The 19,289-nt window shown below is 62.5% G+C and carries 19 protein-coding genes; 8 read left to right on the top strand and 11 right to left on the bottom strand.

The features are described from left to right. Positions 1-3 precede the first annotated feature (3 nt). Positions 4-1,251 carry a LysR family transcriptional regulator gene (locus DWV00_RS26815; RefSeq protein ID WP_115536650.1) on the bottom strand — a complete coding sequence of 416 codons (1,248 nt, stop codon included), beginning with the start codon at positions 1,249-1,251 and terminating at the stop codon, positions 4-6. Positions 1,252-1,681: 430 nt separating this feature from the next. On the opposite strand from DWV00_RS26815, the gene DWV00_RS26820 reads away from it, so the two are divergent. Together DWV00_RS26820 and DWV00_RS26825 are read left to right on the top strand one after the other, a co-directional pair. Continuing rightward, entirely contained in the window at positions 1,682-2,218 is a 537-nt protein-coding gene (locus DWV00_RS26820; protein ID WP_115536651.1) for a hypothetical protein, read from the top strand. Positions 2,219-2,277: 59 nt separating this feature from the next. Beyond that, on the top strand, positions 2,278-3,399 hold the full coding sequence (locus DWV00_RS26825) for a porin (protein WP_115536652.1): 1,122 nt from the start codon (positions 2,278-2,280) through the stop codon (positions 3,397-3,399). Positions 3,400-3,571: 172 nt separating this feature from the next. Here the strand turns inward: DWV00_RS26825 and DWV00_RS26830 are convergent, their stop codons facing one another. Next, the gene (locus tag DWV00_RS26830; RefSeq protein WP_245965054.1) at positions 3,572-3,892 is read right to left on the bottom strand and encodes a hypothetical protein; all 321 of its coding nucleotides are present in this window, start codon (positions 3,890-3,892) and stop codon (positions 3,572-3,574) included. 176 nt (positions 3,893-4,068) lie between these two features. Then, a complete protein-coding gene (locus DWV00_RS26835; protein WP_115536653.1) occupies positions 4,069-4,929 on the bottom strand; it encodes a LysR family transcriptional regulator in 861 nt (286 codons plus the stop codon). 184 nt (positions 4,930-5,113) lie between these two features. Here DWV00_RS26835 and mdtD point away from each other — a divergent pair, with 184 nt between their 5' ends. Further along, the gene (gene mdtD / locus DWV00_RS26840) at positions 5,114-6,514 is read left to right on the top strand and encodes a multidrug transporter subunit MdtD (protein ID WP_115536654.1); all 1,401 of its coding nucleotides are present in this window, start codon (positions 5,114-5,116) and stop codon (positions 6,512-6,514) included. A 45-nt stretch (positions 6,515-6,559) separates the two neighbouring features. On the opposite strand, the gene DWV00_RS26845 is transcribed toward mdtD, so the two are convergent. Together DWV00_RS26845 and DWV00_RS26850 are read right to left on the bottom strand one after the other, a co-directional pair. Beyond that, positions 6,560-8,518: a putative bifunctional diguanylate cyclase/phosphodiesterase gene (locus DWV00_RS26845; RefSeq protein ID WP_115536655.1), complete on the bottom strand. Its 1,959-nt coding sequence runs from the start codon at positions 8,516-8,518 to the stop codon at positions 6,560-6,562. A gap of 200 nt (positions 8,519-8,718) precedes the next feature. Beyond that, entirely contained in the window at positions 8,719-9,198 is a 480-nt protein-coding gene (locus DWV00_RS26850) for an Lrp/AsnC family transcriptional regulator (RefSeq protein WP_115536656.1), read from the bottom strand. Positions 9,199-9,361: 163 nt separating this feature from the next. On the opposite strand from DWV00_RS26850, the gene DWV00_RS26855 reads away from it, so the two are divergent. Then, a complete protein-coding gene (locus DWV00_RS26855) occupies positions 9,362-10,594 on the top strand; it encodes a diaminopropionate ammonia-lyase (RefSeq protein ID WP_115536703.1) in 1,233 nt (410 codons plus the stop codon). A 37-nt stretch (positions 10,595-10,631) separates the two neighbouring features. Continuing rightward, positions 10,632-11,795, top strand: a complete 1,164-nt coding sequence (locus DWV00_RS26860) for a M20 aminoacylase family protein (RefSeq protein ID WP_115536657.1) — start codon at positions 10,632-10,634, stop codon at positions 11,793-11,795. Between the two features lie 18 nt (positions 11,796-11,813). Here DWV00_RS26860 and DWV00_RS26865 read toward each other — a convergent pair whose 3' ends face one another. Beyond that, positions 11,814-12,611, bottom strand: a complete 798-nt coding sequence (locus DWV00_RS26865) for an AraC family transcriptional regulator (protein WP_115536704.1) — start codon at positions 12,609-12,611, stop codon at positions 11,814-11,816. Positions 12,612-12,734: 123 nt separating this feature from the next. On the opposite strand from DWV00_RS26865, the gene DWV00_RS26870 reads away from it, so the two are divergent. The 3 genes from DWV00_RS26870 to DWV00_RS26880 all read left to right on the top strand — a co-directional run bounded on the left by DWV00_RS26870 (position 12,735) and on the right by DWV00_RS26880 (position 14,067). Beyond that, positions 12,735-13,295, top strand: a complete 561-nt coding sequence (locus tag DWV00_RS26870) for an NADPH-dependent FMN reductase (protein WP_115536658.1) — start codon at positions 12,735-12,737, stop codon at positions 13,293-13,295. Positions 13,296-13,306: 11 nt separating this feature from the next. After that, positions 13,307-13,462 (top strand): XapX domain-containing protein, encoded by a 156-nt coding sequence (locus tag DWV00_RS26875; protein WP_115536659.1) that lies wholly within the window; start codon positions 13,307-13,309, stop codon positions 13,460-13,462. Between the two features lie 86 nt (positions 13,463-13,548). Continuing rightward, complete coding sequence (locus DWV00_RS26880) at positions 13,549-14,067, top strand: metal-dependent hydrolase (protein WP_115536660.1); 519 nt, start codon at positions 13,549-13,551, stop codon at positions 14,065-14,067. An 80-nt stretch (positions 14,068-14,147) separates the two neighbouring features. Here the strand turns inward: DWV00_RS26880 and DWV00_RS26885 are convergent, their stop codons facing one another. The 5 genes from DWV00_RS26885 to DWV00_RS26905 all read right to left on the bottom strand — a co-directional run bounded on the left by DWV00_RS26885 (position 14,148) and on the right by DWV00_RS26905 (position 19,107). After that, on the bottom strand, positions 14,148-14,708 hold the full coding sequence (locus tag DWV00_RS26885) for an RBBP9/YdeN family alpha/beta hydrolase (protein WP_115536705.1): 561 nt from the start codon (positions 14,706-14,708) through the stop codon (positions 14,148-14,150). 29 nt (positions 14,709-14,737) lie between these two features. Beyond that, entirely contained in the window at positions 14,738-16,060 is a 1,323-nt protein-coding gene (locus DWV00_RS26890) for an MFS transporter (RefSeq protein WP_245965055.1), read from the bottom strand. 64 nt (positions 16,061-16,124) lie between these two features. After that, positions 16,125-17,180, bottom strand: a complete 1,056-nt coding sequence (locus tag DWV00_RS26895) for a beta-keto acid cleavage family enzyme (RefSeq protein WP_115536706.1) — start codon at positions 17,178-17,180, stop codon at positions 16,125-16,127. 87 nt (positions 17,181-17,267) lie between these two features. After that, complete coding sequence (locus tag DWV00_RS26900; protein WP_115536662.1) at positions 17,268-18,116, bottom strand: TauD/TfdA dioxygenase family protein; 849 nt, start codon at positions 18,114-18,116, stop codon at positions 17,268-17,270. A gap of 1 nt (position 18,117) precedes the next feature. Further along, positions 18,118-19,107, bottom strand: coding sequence for a quinone oxidoreductase family protein (locus DWV00_RS26905; protein WP_115536663.1), 990 nt, complete (start codon positions 19,105-19,107; stop codon positions 18,118-18,120). Positions 19,108-19,289 lie beyond the last annotated feature (182 nt).

Below are 19,289 nucleotides of genomic sequence, written 5' to 3' on the forward strand. Positions count from 1 at the left end.
CACCTAGCGGCGGATGATCCGCGTGGTTCTCGCGACATCCCCGATCGCTATCCGGATCGCGTCGATCAGCACGCGTGCCGCAGGCGACGGTGCGCCGCCTGCGCGCAGCGTCAATCCGATGTCACGGCTCGTCTGCCGGGTGGGCGCATCGAGCGCCACGATTTCGCCGGATTGCCGTTCGTAGTGAAGTTGCTGGGCTGAAGTCACGGCGAGCATGTCCGTGCGAAGCAGCAAACCGCGAATCACGGCGAGGTCCGCCGTTTCTACGGTCGGTGTCGGCGGTTTGATTTTCAGGCGTTTGAACATCGATTCGAACAGGCCGCGTGCGGGCGATTGCCGGCGCGGCAATATCCATTGCACCTGCGTCAATTGCTTGACGGTAAGGTCATGCTGCGTTTCCAACGGGTGGCCGCGGCGGGCCAAGACGACAAGTTCCTCGGTCATGAGCTTTTCGTTCTCGAGGCCGCTTTCGGCATCGTACGGCCGGAGCGCGCCGAGAATGAAATCGACATCGCCTGCTCTAAGCCCGCCTACCAGCGACTCGTAAGCACTTTCGTCGGTCACCACCCGTACGCCGGGATATTGCCGGATAACGTGGGCGATGGCCTCGGGCAGGATGACCGTGCGCCCGAGCGGTAACGCCCCGACCGTCACGCTGCCTTGAATATGCCCGCGCAAAGCGGCCACATCGTCCGAAACGTGCCGCAACTCGTTCAACGCGCGCCGCGCATGCAGCAGGAACGTCTCGCCTTCGCTCGTCAATAAGAGCCCGCGCGGATTCCGATGAAACAAAGGCATGCCTGCACCGCTTTCGAGAATCTTGACGGCGCTGCTCACGGCCGGCTGAGTGATTCCGAGGGCGCGTGCAGCGCTAGGCATATGCTTGTGCCGAGCGAGCGTCACGAATAGCTGCAGCCTTCGCGTATTGAGCAGATAGGCCGGCAAACCAGCTTCCGCTGCCGCGTGCCGGGGCGCGCGTCGCGCTCGGCTCCATCGTGCGATTTCTTCCAATTCTCCAAACACGCGCTCGCTGCGCCGGAGCACGGCGCGGCAAACGGCGGTTGGCAGCATGCCCGACGGCTTGCGGTCGAATAGGCGCTCTCCGAGCGCCGACTCCGTTTCCTGCACGGCTCTCGTGACGGCCGACTGCGCGCGAAAGAGCGCAGCCGCCGCGCGGCTCACGCTGCCCGTTTCGGCGATGAGACGGACGGCGTGCAGATGGGCCAGGTTCAGGGAGTCGCTTTCGTTCATCGGGAAGGAAGAGGGGCGTCGAAGCTTCCGGGCGTCGTCGCACGCATGGCGCCCATGCAAGGCTACGACAATCGGTTTATCGGTTTCCGAGTGCGAAGTATAGCTACATGCAAGGCTACCGGATGCATCGATCAGCATGCTTGCGACTTGATTCTTTAGCCATCTGTTTTGCTTATTGGCCCGTTTCGAAGAGGTGGCCCAATCGACGTCTTAACGCAAACCGTGCGCGGCTTGCGGAGCCTTATGCCACGGGCTTCCGCGGGAAAACCCAACCGGGGCTTCGAAGCGTGCGGCCGTACGCTTCGCATGAAATCGCTCATTCGCTCACGTTTACCCTCGCTGTCCGCGGGCCGCCCCGCTTTCTTATCGTTCTGTCACGCGAGGATCACGGCCTCGCGGCGGCTTTATCGAACATGAGAGGAGAACGAAGATGAGTGGCAATTACAGTGCGAGCAACGGCAACGTCGACAATGGTCCGCACTCGGGCGTGCCGGTTCAATCGAGCGTCAAGCAGACCCTTCGCGCGGGTCTCGCCGGTGGGTTGACTGGAGCGATGCTGATTTGGGTGTACGAGGCGTTGGTCTGGGTGGGGGCGCAGCATCTGATGCCGCTCGCGGGCATTCCGCGCAACGCGACGGGTCTCGTCTTCGGCAAGGGCGTACAGGATGCGCTCGGTATCTGGGCGTATTTTCTCGGGACGGCAATCCACTTCGTATTCGCGCTTTCCTGGGGCGTGCTGTTTGCGGTCATTTGGCCTTACTTCCGCAGGCGCGGGTACGAAGCGACCTTCGTGGCGCTGTTCTACGCGATCGCCGCTTGGATCGTGATGCATACGCTCATCAGCATCGCGTCCGCCAATCACCCTAACTATTTCGATCCGAATGTCGTCATCGGCGGGTTCATGTCGCATTTCGTGTTCACCGTTCCGCTTGCCTTGGTCGTCAAACGCATGTTGGCGCAGCGTTGATTGAGGCGAGGAAGGACGAAGAACCTAAGTTCAAAACACGACAAGATCTCGGAGACAAAATGAATCGAAGGCTCAGCGTGACGATGCTCGGCGCCGTCGCGGCGATACTCGGTGCGTCGCAGGCTCAAGCGCAATCGTCGATCACGCTGTATGGCGTGCTCGACGAGTTCGTTGGCTATCAATCGGCCACCGTCGGTGGCAAGCACACGTCTTTGTACTCGCTCGGCAACAACGGAGAAATGACAAGCCGATGGGGGCTGCGCGGATACGAGGACCTTGGCGGCGGCTATCGCACGACGTTCGATTTGGAGAGTGGATTCGATCCCGGCACGGGCAAGCAGCAGAATCAATATCGATTCTTCGATCGGCAAGCATGGGTCGGGATCGCGGCGCCGTATGGCGAATTCAGATTTGGTCGCCAGAACACGCCGATGTTCGCGTGGAGCGGCAGCATGGATGCGTTCGGTTCGGCAACCTATGCTTCGGGCTACAACGACTTTGCAAATTGGCTGGCGCGTGTCGATAACGACATCAGCTATCTCTCGCCGAAGTTCGGAACGACACAAGTCGAACTCCATTATTCCGTGGGGGGGCAGCCGGGGACGCTCGCGGGCAACGCCGTCTATCAGGCAGGTGTGCAAACTACGTTGGGTCCGGCATACCTCGCCGCGGCATACTTGAATGCGGCGAATGCGACGGCAAACAACCGCGTTCAGGAGTTCATGGCCGGCGGCAACGTCGATTACGGCAGGGGCAAGATTTACTTCGGCTACTTCAGGGCGAACGATGTCATTTCCGCTACGACGGGCAACGCACTCAGCAACCCGGCCGGCAAATACGATCCTTCGGTTGGGCCCGTCGGCAACGTGCCGGGCAACTGGCACAGCACGTATTCGTTGTCGGCGGATTATCGATTCAGCCCGTTCTTATCCGCAGGTGCCGGCTATGCGTTCGTTAAGGACAGCTCATCGTTGGGCAACAACGCGCGCCAGATGAGCGCGATCGTGAACTGTGATCTTTCGAAGCGGACTCGCGTGTATGGCGTGGTCTCGCATCTAAGCAACAGCGGAACGGCGCAATACAAGATGACGGGCGCGAGCATCACGAGCGGTTCGTTCGTCACACCGGATGGCGGGCAGAGCGAAACGGGCGTGCAGGTCGGTATTCGGCATTTGTTTTGAGGGTGGTCGGCGGGCGTCAAAAACGTAAAACCGCGACGAAGCATCACGCACTGCTGGGTGGCGGCTCGACGAGCAGCGCGTCTGCTGCGAGCCGCTTATTTTCGACAGTCTCTACGAAAAGCACCTCGATTCGACTAACTCCGCCACGAAGCTCATTCATTGCAATGGACGTTCATTCGTCCACGCCTCGCTTGTGCAACTCGATTAGCCCCAGAACGCGGTGCTGTCGCTCGGCGGCGGGCAACCGCAGCAGTCGCGATTGGCTGGCGTGGAGGCCGGTTCTCGTTGCGAAAGGCATACCCGCCAGCATCTCCGCAGGCGAGAGTTCGTTCAAGGGATCCTGGGCCGTCACAAGGAAAGCGTGGACTTCGGTTCTCGCGGCCCTACGAAGCGCCGCGAGCACGTCCGGAAACAATTCCGCGACGGCGTGTACGGCTTGCTCGGATTCAACAGGTTGGCCGCCAGACATGATCGCTTCGATTTTCGGGTCCATGTGTGCTATTCGCTCTCTCGTAACCTGTGCCAGGGTATTCCTCCTCAAATGGCTCGCGGCGAAGCACGCGCGAAATCAGACGCTCGGCAATTGCTGCGACGCTCCCGGTTCTGGGGTAGGTGTAATCAATCCTGGTACAGGTTTGATCATTTTTCGCGATCTTCTCCGTCACCGCCTTATTCCCCCACCCAAGACCCCCGCAGATCGCTGTCGAAAAGCAATTGCAGCAGCGTCTGCGCGGGCCGGCTGAGGCGTTTCGCAGCCAGCGCGATGAATTCGACGTCGGGTAAAAGGGGCAGGGCGGCGGCGTTGACCGGCTGAGAAAGCCCGCGCGCCGACACATACTGCGCGCGCACGGTAATGCCGAGCCCGCCGCGCGCCGCCGCGATGCAACCCGAATGACTGCTGCTGGTACAGACGATCTGCCACCGAAAATCGGTCTCCGCCAGCGCATCGAGCACGACCGCGCGCGTCACGCTAGGCTCGGCGACGAGAATCAGCGGCAGCGGCTGTTCGAGATCGACGAGCGTGCCCGTCCGCGCGAGCCATTCGAGCCGCCCGGTAAAGAGCGGGACGCCGCGCTTGTCGCCGAGCCTGCGCTTGCCTATAAACAGATCGATCGAGCCGTCATCGACCAGTTCGTAAAGCCGGCCCGTCATGCCGATGACGATTTCAAGTTCCACATCGGGATGCGCGTTGCGAAACGCCGCCAGCACGGTAGGCAGCGGACCGAGCGCGATGTCGTCGGACGAGCCCAGGCGCACGCGGCCTTTCAGCCGCGGCCCGCGAAACTGCGATTCGGCGCGGTTCAGCGCCTGCAGGATCACGCCGGCATGGGCGAGCATCGCCTCGCCGTCGGGCGTCATCGCGAGCGAATGCGTGTCGCGCACCAGCAGCCGCCGGCCGACCGTGTCTTCGAGGCGCCGGATATGTTCGCTGACGCTCGACTGCGTCAGGCCGAGCTGGCGCGCCGCCTCCGTGAAGCTATGGCACGCCGAGACGGTCACGAACGTTTTCAACCAGACAGGATTGAGCATGGGCCGATTGTTATCGGCAATGCCGATAACAGTCAATGCCGCCAGTGGGGTTCTCGATTGAAACCGCTTCCAATATCATGGTTGGGTTTCCACCGATTGCGTCAGGCGTGATCGACATGGTTTGCAGAAGGGCGACCTCCTCGTTCGTTCTTTCAGCCGGCCGCGCATTTGAAGCATTTTCCAGATGAATAAGGATTCCACCCAAACCGCGCTGTTGTGGATCGTCGCCGCAGGGTTTTTCATGCAGGCGCTCGACACGACGATCGTCAACACCGCGCTCCCGTCCATCGCGCATAGCCTCGGCGTCCGGCCCTTGGTGATGCAGTGGGCGATCGTCGCCTACACGCTGACGATGGCGACGCTGACGCCCGCGTCGGGCTGGCTCGCCGACCGCTTCGGCACGCGCCGCGTCTACTTCACCGCGATCCTGATATTCGTGCTCGGCTCGGTATGCTGCGCAAGCTCGCACACGCTCGGGCAACTCGTGATCGCTCGTGTCCTGCAGGGCATCGGCGGCTCGATGTTGTTGCCGATCGGCCGCCTCGCCGTGCTGCGCAGCGTCAGCGGCGAGCAATACGTCTCGGCGCTCGCGATGATTTCCGTCGCCGGGCAAGTGGGGCCGATCGTCGGGCCGACGCTCGGCGGCTGGTTCGTCGAAGCGATTTCGTGGCACTGGATATTCTTGATCAACGTGCCGATCGGCGTGGTCGGGCTGTTCGCGGTCCACCGCTATTTGCCGCGCGCCACCAGTACCGCCGCGCCGCGCTTCGATCTGACCGGCTGCGCGCTGCTCTCGCTGTGCATGATCGCGTTCTCGCTCGCCGTCGACGCGCCGTCGCAATCGCACCGCGCCGCATGGTCCACCGGCCTGTTCGCGCTCGGCCTCGTCTCCGCGCTTGCCTATGTGCCGTATGCGCGCAGCCGCCGCAATCCGCTGTTCAAGCTATCGCTGTTTCGCGAGCCGAACTTCAGCGTGGGGCTGATCGGCAATCTCGTGTGCCGGATCGGGTCGAGCGCCGTGCCTTTCCTCGTTCCGCTGCTGCTGCAACTCCAGCTCGGCTATGCGCCGTTGCAGTCGGGATTGATGATGCTGCCGGCCGCGCTGTCGGGCACGCTGGCCAAGCGCTGGATCGCGCCGCTGATTCGCCGCTTCGGGTATGACACGTTTTTGCTCGTGAATACGCTGATCGTCGGGGGATCGATCGTCGCGTTCGCGCTGATCACGCCGAGCACGCCCGCGATCGTCGCGATCGTCGTGCTGATCGTTTTCGGCGCGGCCAACTCGATGCAGTTCGCGGCGATGAACAGCGTCACGCTAAAAGGGCTGTCGCACGAAGACGCCGGCGGCGGCAACAGCCTCTTCTCGATGGTGCAGATGCTCGCGATGGGGTTGGGCGTGTCGATCAGCGGCACGCTGGTCAAGCTGTTCTCCGACCAATGGGGATCGGCGATTTTCGGGTTCCGGATGAGCTTCGTCTGCGTGGGCGGGATTACGCTCGTTGCCGCGCTGATCTTCCGCCAGATCAAGGAGACGCCGCCGGCCATCGCCTCGCCCGCCAAACCGGCTGTCGCCGGCGGGCGCTAGCCCTCCCTATTGCGCCAGTGCCGTGAGCCGTGAGGAAGCGGGACGCTAGCGCCCGGTCGTGCCGGTCGCGGCTGGCATGCGTCGCGGCGAATCCCCGACCATGGCGGCAGGCCTGCCGAAGTGATAGCCCTGCATGAAATTGCAGCCTAGCTCGGTCAGCACGGCCGCTTGCCGATCGGTCTCCACGCCTTCGATCACGCAGCTCAGTTCGAGGTTGCGGCACAGTTCGACGATGCTGCGAACGATTCCCTGAGCCAAGGCGTCGTGCTCGATATTTCCCACGAATGTCCGATCGACCTTGACGCTGTTCAACGGCAACTGGTGAATGCAGTGCAGGCTCGAATATCCGGTGCCGAAATCGTCGAGCGCGATCTTTGCGCCGAGCGCGCTCAATTGCGATAGCGCCGCGCGGCCTTTCGCGAAGTCCTCGATCACGGCGGTTTCGGTCACTTCGAACGTGAGGCGGCTCGCGTCGACGTTGCTTTGCTGCACGATCCGCCGGATCTGTTCGACGGCATCGGGCGAGGCGAGGTCGCGCGCCGAGAGATTGAACGACACGCCGATGCTCGGATCGCTTTCCTCCATGAACGCGAGCGCCTTGTGCAGCAGCACCGCCGTCAACTGGTGAATCAGGTCGCTCTTTTCCGCGGTGCGGATGAAGACGTCGGGCGAGATCGGGCCGAGGGTGGGGCTGTGCCACCGCGCGAGCGATTCGTACGTGACGACCTCGCCCGTGTCGACATTGAGAATCGGCTGGAAATGCAGCGTCATCTCTTGTTCGAGGTCTGCTTGCCGCAGTGCTTGCTCGATGCGGCCGAGGTGCCGAATCGTGCTTTCGTGCTGCTCGGAGAAGATCGTGGCTTGCCCGCGTCGATGTACCTTGGCGTGATAGAGCGCGTAGTCCGCGCGTTCGAACAATTGCTCGGCCGTGCGGCCCGCTTCGGGGAACAGTGCGATGCCGACCGTGGCCGAAACGCGCACGGTCGCTTGCGGCAGCTCGTACGGCTCGCGCAGCGCGTCGCAAATCGCGGTGCTCGTCGAAATGAGCGCATCGTTGGCCGAGACGCGCCCGAACAGCAGGCCGAACTCGTCGCCGCCGAGGCGAGCGATCTGCACCTCGTCGTTGGAGAATAGATTCAGCCGGCGGCCGACCTCGCGCAGCAAGGCGTCGCCCGCGCGGTGACCGTGCAAGTCGTTGACCTGCTTGAAGCCGTCGAGATCGACGATACCCACGGCGAAGCGCCGCTCGTCCAAGCCGTCGTGCGCGAAGTGCTTGCCGAGACGGCCGAGAAAGTGGCGCCGGTTCGGCAATCCCGTGAGACTGTCCATGTTCGCGAGCCGCAGATTCTCGCTGTTCAGCGCCAGCAGCTGTTGCTGCTTGTCCTCGAGCACCTTCTTCGCGTTCACGAGATCGGCGAAGTCGCGATAGTAGGTTAGGAGCACCTTGATCATGGCCCCCGAGACGAGCACCACGTTGATCGCGATGGCGATCAGCACCTCGTTGCCGGTCAGAGAAAAGAACACGACGAACGGGCCGAGCACAATGGCCGTGAGCAGCAGCGCGGCAATGCGCACATGCATCAGGCAGAAGATGCAGGCGATCACGGTGATCGACATGTAAAACGCCACGTGGACGTGTGCGTAAGTGTCGCCGTACCGATAAAGGCTCAAACCCCAGCTGGTGAAGGCCACGCCGAACATCACGACCATCACGACCGTATTTCGGATGCGTACCGCGATCTCGTCGTCGGTCAGCGTCGTGCGCAGCGAACGGCGGCGTGCCCAGATGACGAGCCGCAGCACGCAGCACGCGCACAGCACGGCTGGAACGATCTTGCTCAAGAAGGCCGGCGCGCTGTGCGCGTGCGTGAACGCTACCGCCAGGCTGTTGGCCACCAGCGTGAAATAGAGCAGCGGCAGTTGCCGCGAGAACGCTTCGAACTGGCTGCGCATCAATGCAATGTTCGCCGCGTTGTTGCGCTCGAATGATCTGATCAATCGCATGCGGAAAGCAGGGGTCGGACTATGTTTTACGAAACGCTTCCCATAGGTTTACGGCGGGGGTAAGAATTTCCTTAGGGGGATGGATCGCCTCTTTTGCTTAAATTGACGTGTTCGTTCGATAAAGCAGACGAATAGGGATCGAAGAGGATGAATTGAGCGCAATGCGGACGATGAGGCTTCGAAAGGTTCACGCATCCCGCTCATTCATCCGATAAATCAACCGGCACGCTCATCCCCGCCTTGACGCGACTCATGCTGACCAGCGTTTTGAAACGCTTCACGTTGTTGTTGGAGAAGAACAGCTCGCGCGTGAGTTCGTTGTATTGCTCCATGTTGCGCGCGGTCAGTATCAGCACGAAGTCCCATTCGCCCGCGACGTAGTAGCACTGCTGGATCTGAGGGCACTGAGCGAACGTGCGCTTCATCGCATCGATGAGGTCGATCTGCTCGCTCTCCACTTCGACCGTCGTGACGATGGTGAGCGGGTAGTCCACTTTTTCAGGTGCAAGGACGGCGCAGTAACGATCGATCACGCCTTCTTCGGCAAGACGGCGCAGCCGCCGATTGACCGCCGCCGTCGACAGGTGCACGCGTGCGCCGAGTTCATTTTGCGGAACCTGAGCGTCGCGTTGGACTTCCGCCAAGAGCTTGCGATCGAAGTTGTCTAAGTTGACCGCCATGATTGAGCGCCTCGGGTGGGGTAAGTGATAAATTTTTGCATTGACCGCCTAAATTATGAGACGTTTTGCGACAGGGTGCGCAATATGATTTCGCTCCATGGACGAATACTTTTCCACGGAACCTATGTCTGCCGCGAACCTCGGCAGAAGGAGCGATGCCGCCATGCTGATTGCCAATTCCCGCGCTTCCCGCGATGCCTATCCGGGTGTTTTGAAGTCGATTCTCAACGTCGAGGCGGCCGAGCAAAGCCGCGCGTGGCTTTCGGCTTGGAGCCTGATTAGCCGTGGGGCGACGCCCCTATGGGACTTGAACGATGCCGCCGCGCAATTGGGCGTGGCGCATATTTCGGTGAAGGACGAAGCGTTCCGCTCGCCGCTCGGCAGCTTCAAGGCATTGGGCGCGCCGATCGCATTGATTCGCCTCGTCATGCGCTTATGGCCGACGCACGACGTCGACCCGAAGGCATTGATCGTGGGCGGCTATGCCGAGATGGTGGCGAACCTCACCGTCGTCAGCGCGACGGACGGCAATCACGGCAAGGCATTGGCCGCCGCGGCACAAGCGGTCGGCTGCCAGTGCGTCATCGTCTTGCATGCGAATGTGAGCGTCGAACGCGAACGGGCCATCGCGGCTTACGGCGCGAGGATCGTGCGGATCGCCGGGAGCTACGACGAATCGGTCGAGCATGCGGCGGCGCTTGCGAAAGCCAACGGCTGGCAGGTGGTGTCCGATACGTCCTATGAGGGATACGAGGCTATCCCGCGCGATGTCATGCAGGGCTACGGCGCGATTGCGGCGGAAATCGTCGAGCAGTCGTCCATGAGCGGCGCGGCTCGCTCGGCATTCACGCACGTCTTTCTACAGGGCGGTGTCGGCGGTCTTGCCGCGGGTATCGCGAGCTTTCTATGGGAACGTTACGGCGCCGCGCGGCCGCGTTTTATCGTTGTCGAGCCCAGCCAAGCGGATTGCCTGTATCAAAGCGCGATCGCAGGCTATGCGACGAAAGCGACGGGATCGGTCGATTCCGTCATGGCGGGGCTCGCATGTGGCGAGGCATCGCCGCTCGCATGGAAGATTCTCGATCGATGTATCGACGATTTCATGCTGATCGACGATCGCGATGCCATCGATGCCATGCGCTTGTTGGCGGCGGGCGGTGGCAACGACGTGCCGATTGTCGCCGGCGAATCGGGCGCGGCGGGTTTTGCCGGCCTTTGCGTGTTGATGCGCAGCCCTGAGCTCGCCCGCGCGGTCGGGCTTGATCGCCACTCCCGCGTGCTCGTGATCAGTACCGAGGGAGCGACAGCACCGGACGTCTACGCCGAACTAGCCGGCGAATCCTCACAGGCCGTAGCGGCACGGCAGCAAGCGTGGTTGTGCAACACCGTTCGCTAACGACGGCGTTTCAATCTATTCGACGAGGGTTTCAGCGATGGAAAGCACGCTGCAGGGACAACTGAAGACCTGGCGCCGGCATCTGCATCAGCATCCCGAGACCGGTTTCGAGGAAATCGGTACCGCCGACTATGTCGCCAACATTTTGAAGACGTTGGGCTACGAGGTGCATCGAGGAATCGGCGGCACGGGTCTCGTCGCCAATTTGACCGTCGGCGACGGCAAGCGCGCGATCGGGATACGCGCGGATATGGACGCACTGAATATCGTGGAGCAGGCGCCGGATCGGCCGCATGCTTCTCGAACGCTTGGAAAGATGCATGCGTGCGGACACGACGGGCACATGTCGATGGTGTTGGGCGCGGCTCGATTGCTGGCCGAGCAGCGCGATTTCAACGGCACCGTGCGCTTCGTTTTTCAGCCGGCCGAAGAGCATGGCCGAGGCGCGAAGGCGATGATGGCCGATGGGCTGTTCGAGCGGTTTCCCGTCGATGCGATCTTCGGTGCGCACAATATGCCGGGCATGCGGGCCGGCACGTTTGCGACGCGGCCGGGCGGCATCATGGCCAGCGAGGACAACTTCGTCATTCGTATCAAGGGGCGGGGCACCCACGCGGCGCGTCCGCACATGGGCATCGATCCGATCGTCATCGGTTCGGAAATCGTGCTCGCATTGCAGACGATCGTTTCCCGCAACCTCGATCCGAGTTTGCCCGCCGTGATTTCATGCACCGAGTTCATCACGGACGGGCTCAGGAATGTCATCCCGTCCAACGTCACGATCAAGGGCGATACGCGCAGCTATTCGCCCGAGGTGCAATCGCTGCTCGCGCGCCGCATGCGCGAGGTAAGCGAGGGTTTGTGCCGCATGCACGGTGTCGAATGCGCGTTCGAGTACACGCACGAGTTCGCGCCTACCGTGAACTCGGAGCAGTTCGTCGATGTGGCCGTGCGGGCGGCCCGCAACGTGGCGGGAGACGGCAATGTCGACGCCAATGTGCAGCCCATGATGATTTCGGAGGACTTCGGGGCGTTCCTGCAAGCGGTGCCGGGGAACTTCATTTTTATCGGAAACGGCGAATCGGCGGATAGGGGCGGCGTTCCGCTGCACAACGCGACGTACGACTTCAACGACGACATTTTGCTGACCGGTGCGCGATATTTCGCGGAGGTCGCTCGGCTCGAGCTGCCGCTGGGTTGAGGCTCTGACAATGGCCATTTAGTGGCCATTTGTATTCACGCGATCGTTTAGGACCTCCTGCCTCCGCCGCAACTGCTCCATGTACCGGCGGGGCGGCATTCCCAACTGCCTTGTAAAGAGGGTCGTGAAACTGCTCGCGCTCCCATAGCCGAGGTCGAGCGCGGTTTGCGTAATCGACTGCCCACGAGTGAGCTTGTCCACCGCGCAGACGATGCGCAGATGTTCACGCCAGCGTCCAAACGTCATCTTCGTTTCGGCGGTGAAGAGGCGCGCGAGTGTACGTGAACTCGTGTGCACGCGCGCGGCCAAATCATCGAGATTGATGTCGTTGCCGGGATCCAGCCGCAGGATGTCGATGGCCTGACGCAGCCTGCGGTCGCCGCCGTGCGGTACAAACAGCCCGGGCCCGCGTTGCGGCTGTTGTGCTTGGACCACCATCAGTTCCGCAATCAGGCCCAGCGTATGCAACTCGCTTTCGTGATCGGCCGCGCTCAATCGCACGGCTTCTCGCGCGAGTTCGCGCAGCAGGTCGGAGACGACGATCGAGCGGCAACCCTTCGGCAAACGTGAGGCGAACGACGAAGCGAATCTCAAATTGACGAGAGACGACGCTTCGCTGTAATGCGCCGCGTGAAATACGTTCGGCGGTATCCAAACGGCGAGGCCTGGCGGTGCAAGCCACCAGCCTTCCTCGGCGGTGATCGTCATCGTCCCGCGCGATACGAGCGACAACTGCCCGCTGCCGTGCGCGTGTCCCGCGATCTCGACGCCCGCGGCGTGATCGATGGCGACGGCTTCAACCGGTAGGTTCAACATGAACATGGCAGCCTGGCGTCAGCAAATGGCAGGATCGCGAAAGAAATGGTGAATTATTGCGAGAATAATACATCGGTGCGTTGGCCATGGTGGCCAGCCGATTTCTAGATCCTGGAGTGAGCCTTGACATCGTCGCTCAACGTCGTCGCCATCGCGGGCAGCCTTCGTGCCGCGTCCTATTCGCAAATCGTCGTCAAATCCATTGCCCGGCTGTTGCCCAAGGGGGCCGAAGTCGACTCGCTCGACATCGGGTCGCTGCCGCACTACAACGAGGATGCCGAGCGGGAAGCCCTGCCTCGCTCCGTTGCTTCCGCCCGCGACCGGGTTCAGGCTTGCGATGCCGTAATCATCGTGACGCCCGAGTTCAACCATGGGCTGCCCGGCGTGCTCAAGAATGCGCTGGACTGGCTCTCGCGCCCTGCATTCAACAGTTGCATGCTGGGTAAGCCGGTTTTCTTCGCGACGCTATCGCCGGGAGCGCTGGGCGGCGTGCGCGCCCAGTATCAATTGCGCGAGACGCTTTCGTCGATGCTATGCCACCTCGTGCCGCTGCGCGAGATTGCGATCACGCAGGTCGGGCTCAAGGTGGCGGACGGTGAATTGAAGGATCCGGCAACGCTCGAGCTCATCGACAAAACGCTGCGGCAGTTCGTCGGCGCGATTGCTCCCGTGAGTGTGGATTAAAGGAGACGGCGATGACGCAGAGTCTGCTTGCGCTCGGCGCGGGGCTGACGGTCGGTATTCTGTTCTCATGGCTGCGCTTGCCTTTGCCGGCACCGCCAACCTTGACGGGCATCATCGGCGCGTTTGGCGTCTTTCTCGGCAGCTTTTTATTTCGCATGTTGGCGTAAAGGCGTGACAGTCGGTCCTATCTAATGCGCGCCGTTCTGCGACAATACCGTCCCTTCGCTTTTCGCATGGCAAATGCATCGACGGTATGGCATCGAACAGTGCTCATCACGCTACCGGCTGGGCAGCCGGATTGATTGCGGCGGTGCTCGTCGCCCAGGCCGGAGCGGCCGGTCCGTGGCATGCGGGCAGCTTGGTCGCATTCGTGGCCGGCGTCGCGGGCGGCACCGCGCCCGATTGGATGGAAGTTGCCTGGTGGAGCCGCGCGCGGCGGCTTTGGATCACGCATCGCACCGCAACGCATTGGGGCCTAGGCTGGGCCGCCGCACTTGTCTTCGCGTATTGTTCGCTTCATCACTCCCGTCCCTACACCGCCGCGCTGTTCGGCTTTGCTTGCGGCGGCATCATGCACTTGCTTGCCGATTGGCCGAATCCGCTCGGTGTGCCTTGGATCTGGAAACGGCACTCTTTGAATTTGTGGAAGAGCGGGCGTTGCGATCTGCTCGTCGTGACGTTGGCGTGGGCTGCCGCATGTTGGATCGCGCGATCGCTATGGGAGCCGCGCATTGCGCCTTTGGTGCATTGGGTGCACGCCGTCGTTCATTGATGCGCGGATAAGATGGCCGGCATTCGCATCCCGAGGTACCTGTCAAACACGGAAAAAGGTGGCGCTCGGTTCGAAGTCGCTTATACGAGTTCGCCGATCAACGCTTCGGCCTCTGGCCACTCGCCATAGCCGGCGGCGGGATTCAGATGCCCGACCGCGCCCACATTCTCGAACCGGCTGCCCCACACGGACGCCAAAGCCTCGACGCGTGCCAGTCCCGCCAGCGGATCGTTGGTGCTGCCTGCCACGATGCTTGGAAACGGCAGCTTCTCGCGAGGGATCGGCAGCCAGCCGTGCGCCTCAAGATCATCGCGCGTCGGATAGCCCGCGGGCATTGGCGTTTCGAGATCGGCCGGCGCCGCAAGCAGCGCACCCGCGATGGGGCGCCGAAATCGCCGGGCCCAGTGTACGGTGATCATGACGCCCGCACTATGCGCGACGATCAGGACAGGCCCATCGATTTGCGCAAGCGCCCGGTCGAGCGCTTCGACGCGCGCCGCGCAGCTGAGCTTGTCATGCTCGAGTGGCGGCACCGAACGCGCGCCCGGCACCTTGCGTGCGAGGTGCGTTTGCCAGTGATCTTCCACGTGGTCGCGCAGACCGGGAACGACGAGGAGCGTAGGTGTCGTAACAGCATTCATGCGGTTCATCTCATCTAATGTGAAGGAGGTCATTGCCGTGCGGCCGCTTTCTCTAACGTTGCGAGGTGCCGAAGATCCCGCGGATAGCGTTGCTTGCCGACGACGAATGCCAGCGTGGCGGCGAGGGCGGCGAACGGAATGATCTGCAGTGCGCCGAGCAGGCCGATACGGTCGGCGATCACCCCGGTCAGGATCGGGCCGGGCGCGAGACCGATGAGGTTGTTGACCAGCGTGAGCGTGCCGAACGCCGAGGCATGGATTGCCTCGGGCGTCAGCCTGGCGACCATCGCGCCGGCCGGGCCCGATGTGCCGGCAACCAGGAAGATGCCCGCACCGAGCACAGCCAACTGTGCCGGGCCCGCGTGAAGATGAAACCCGACGGCCAGCAGGACGAACGAACTCAGCGAATAGGCGATCGCCGAGACCCATTTCCGAATCGGAAAGACGCGGCTAACCCGATCGGTGACGATGCCGCAAACGATCATGCCGGTACCGCCGAGCATCAGGAACATCGCGGCCACCACGCCGGCCTTGTCCGCAGCGAAGCCGTAGTAGCGATTCAGGAAGCTGGGCATCCAAGCCAGTACCGCGCCCATGATGAACAATTGCAGCGCGCTGCCGAGATAGGCGCAAACCACGGACACCGTCGAGAACAGGCTCTTCAATAGCGCACGAAAGCTCGGCCGGCCACCGGAAGGCGTCTCCGTGCGGCCTTCGTCGTGCCAGCGCGATACGCCGATACGTTTTTCAGTCACGGTCACCCGATACACGACGACGAGCGCGAAGCCGAACGCGGCCATCGCGCCGAACGACCAGCGCCAGCCGAGATGAACGGCGACGATACCCCCGAGCGACATGCCGAACACGGACCCGAAGGCGCCGCCCGCCATGAAAGCCCCTGTCAACGTGGCACGCATCGACGGCGGGAAGATACTCAGCACGATCGCCAAGCCCACGCTGCCGTAGGCAGCTTCGCCCAAGCCGACGAATGCGCGCGCGAGCAGCATGTCGCCGTAGTTGCGCGACACCGCGCAGCCGAGCGTGGCAAGGCTCCAGAGCGCACCCATGAGGACGACGCTGCGCACGCGTCCCCATCGATCGGCGAGCACCGAGAGCGGGAACGTCAGCGTGCCCACCATCAAGGCTACGGCGCTGCTCAGCGCGCCGAGCCGCGTGTCGGACAGCCCCCACGAGGCTTTCAGTAGAGGAAATACCGCGTTCAAGACCTGTCGCGACATGTAGTCGGACAGGAGAAGTCCGAACGTCAGCGCGAACACGATCCACCCATAGGCGCACGAGGCGGAGGGTGATGCGGCGGCGCGCGGCGCGTCTTTGACACTGTGCAGGTACAAGGTTGTCTCCTCCAAGGCATCGCACGGTGGCCGCGGCGCAACGAGCGCGCGGCCGCTCCGGTCTTCAGGCTGCGCGTAGCGGAACGTTGACCTGGCCTGGCTTGCGATTCGGAGCCATGCCCAGCTTTTCGAGCGTCTCATCCGCGTCGCGATACTGAACGCCGATCTTGTAGATCTCGCGTGCCTCCTTGCCGGTTGCGATCTCCCGCCCTAGTTCCCGCGCGATCCTGACAAGCTGTTCGACCTGCTGAACCGAGGTGACGCGATTGCCCCTCTGATCGACGATCGTATCCTCGATCCCGCAGCGCGGATGCAAGCCCATCGCCATCGCCATCGTGTTGATCGGCAGCACGTTCTTCATCAGCGATTCGAGCGTGATGCACGAACCATCCGGGCAGCGGCGGATGAATTCCATGAAGTTGTACGGGTTCGGGCCGTCGAAGCCGCCGCCGATTCCGACCCACGTCACATTGAGCGGACCTCGGTAAACGCCGCGTCGAATCAAGCGCTCCAGCGTTTCGAGCGAATGCATGCCGGTGAGCTGGAAGTGCGGCTGGATGCCGGCTGCCTGCAGCCGCTTCAAATGCTCCTCGACCCAGCCCGGGCCGGCCGGGACGGTCATTTCCTTGTACGCCTCCCAATAGGCGGGCTCGAACAGCGACGTGCCGGCCACTTCGTCGGCGTTCATCAACTCGGTGATGTTCATCTGCACCGTGTTGATCGCGACCGTCACCTGATCGGGCTTCGGCGTCAGCTCCGCGAGCATGTGCCGCGTGTCGTCCGACAGCCATTTCGCGTCCGCCCCTTCGCCTTCGGGGGCGAACGAGATCGAGCCGCCGACTTGCAGGATCATGTCGGGCACGGCCTCGCGCAAGCCGGCGAGCAATTCATTGAACTTCGACAGACGCTTGCTGCCTTTGCCGTCCAGCTCGCGCACGTGCAAGTGCAGCACGGTGGCGCCGGCGTTGTAGCAGTCGACGGCCTTTTGCACATGCTCGTCCATCGTCACGGGGATGTCTTCGGGAAAGTCCTCGGGCATCCATTCAGGCCCGTAAGGCGCGACCGTGATGACCACCTTGTCTTGATTGGCTGGGTGAAGCGAATCGTCGAGGAATTGCATGATGTTCTCCAATAATTCGATATCCGATACTCGGCATCCGAAGGTTGCGAGTGCGGAGCGAAGCGGCGTATGTAATCGCGTATGTAATCAATACGGCACGTCGCCGACGATCGCGGCGCGGTCCATCTTGCGCACGCACGGCGGGTAATCCATCACCGCGTAGTGCTGCGTGCTCCGGTTGTCCCAGATCGCGACGCTGTTCTTCTGCCAGCGCCAGCGCACCTGGTATTCGGGGATATAGGCTTGGCTGACGAGATAACTGAGCAATTGACCCGCGCCCGGGTTCGCATCCTGGCCGAATCGCACGCGCTCGGGCGTGTGATAGTTCGTGAAGTGTGTCGTGAACGCGTTGACGAAAAGCACCTTCTCGCCTGTCTCGGGATGCGTGCGCACCACCGGATGCTCGGCATCGGGAAATTGAGCTTTGAGCGCGAGCCGCTTCTCGATCGGCATGGCCGCGCCGAAGCTTGCCTCGATGCTGTGGCGGGCGCGCAAGCCTTCGATTTGCGCCTTCACGTGCGAGGGAAGGTTCTCGTAGGCGAGCACCATGTTCGCCCACATCGTATCGCCGCCGACGCTCGGACATTCGACGCAGCGCAGCACGCAACCGAACGGCGGCGCGGCCCGCCAGGTCGCATCCGTGTGCCAGGCATTCTCGTAGCGGTCGTTCGGCTGCTCCGGCGATTTGTAGATTTGCACGAGGCCCGGATGCTCCGGATCGCTGCCGGCGACCGGATGATCCTCGAGTTCGCCGAAGCGGCGGGCGAACGCCACATGTTCCGCTCGCGTGAAATGCTGGTCGCGCAGAAACAGGACGCGGTGCTTCAGCAAGGCGGCGCGTATTTCGGCGAACAAGCCCGCGTCTTGCACGGCGTCGGCGAGATCGACGCCGACCAGCTCCGCGCCGATCGCACAGGTGAGCGGTTCGATTCTCATGTCAGTCTCCCTCGACCGTGAATATGGACGAGCCCGTCGTTTTGCCGGATTCGAGATCGCGATGGGCCTGCGCGGCGTCGTTCAACGGATACCGCTGATTGATCTCGATCTTGATGCGTCCGGCGGCGACGTGGCCGAACAGCTCATCGGCCAGGGCTGCCTTTTCGGCGGGATCGGCGATGTAGTCGGCCAGCGCCGGGCGCGTCAAGAAGAGCGAGCCTTTCAAAGCGAGCAGTTGCGGATTGAACGGCGGAATCGGACCCGACGCCGTGCCCACGCATACCATCAACCCGCGACGTTTGAGCGAGTTCAGCGACCCTTCGAACGTATCCTTCCCCACGCTATCGAATACGGCATCGACGCCTTTGCCGTCGGTCATCTCGCGCACGCGGGCGGCGACGTCCTCGCGGCGATAAAAGACGACTTGATCGCATCCGTGCGCCCGCGCCACCTCGGCTTTCGCCTCGCTCGATACCGTCCCGATCACCTTCAGGCCCAACAGCCTGGCCCATTGCGAGACAATTAGGCCGACGCCGCCGGCCGCCGCATGCAGGAGAATCGTGTCACCTTCCCGGAAGGCGCGGATGCGGCGCAGCAGATACGCGCTGGTGAGGCCGCGCATCGTCATGGCGGCCGCTGTCTCGCACGAAATGGCATCCGGAAGCTTGACGAGCGGGGCGGCCGGAATCAGGCGGGTTGTGCTGTACGCGCCCAGCGTGTCGAGAAAGCCCGTGTACGTGACGCGATCGCCGACCGCGACGTTCGCCACGCCGTCGCCAATGGCTTCGACGATCCCGGCTGCCTCCACGCCGATGCCGCTCGGCAACGGCACGGGATACAGGCCGCTGCGGAAGTACGTGTCGGCGAAGTTGAGTCCGACCGCCGCATGGCGAATCCTGACTTCGCCGGCGCCGGGACGTCCGACCTCGATGCTTTCCCAGCGAAGCACGTCGGGACCGCCCGTTTCATGAAAGCGAATCGCGTGTGCCATTCATGTCTCCAGTTCATTGCAGTTCGTGTTCGTTTCCGGCGGGAAAGCATGGCGTCATGGTTTTCCCTCTTGTGAAACGTCTGTTGGAAAGTATCGTAGTGCCGTCGTGTTCCGGCTACCCCTCTCGCGAAGGGAGGGGGCAACCGGGGGCCGCGGAAATAAACATGTTTTCCGACGGGCTC

It is taken from the genome of Trinickia dinghuensis, assembly GCF_003367175.1.
Taxonomy (GTDB): domain Bacteria; phylum Pseudomonadota; class Gammaproteobacteria; order Burkholderiales; family Burkholderiaceae; genus Trinickia; species Trinickia dinghuensis.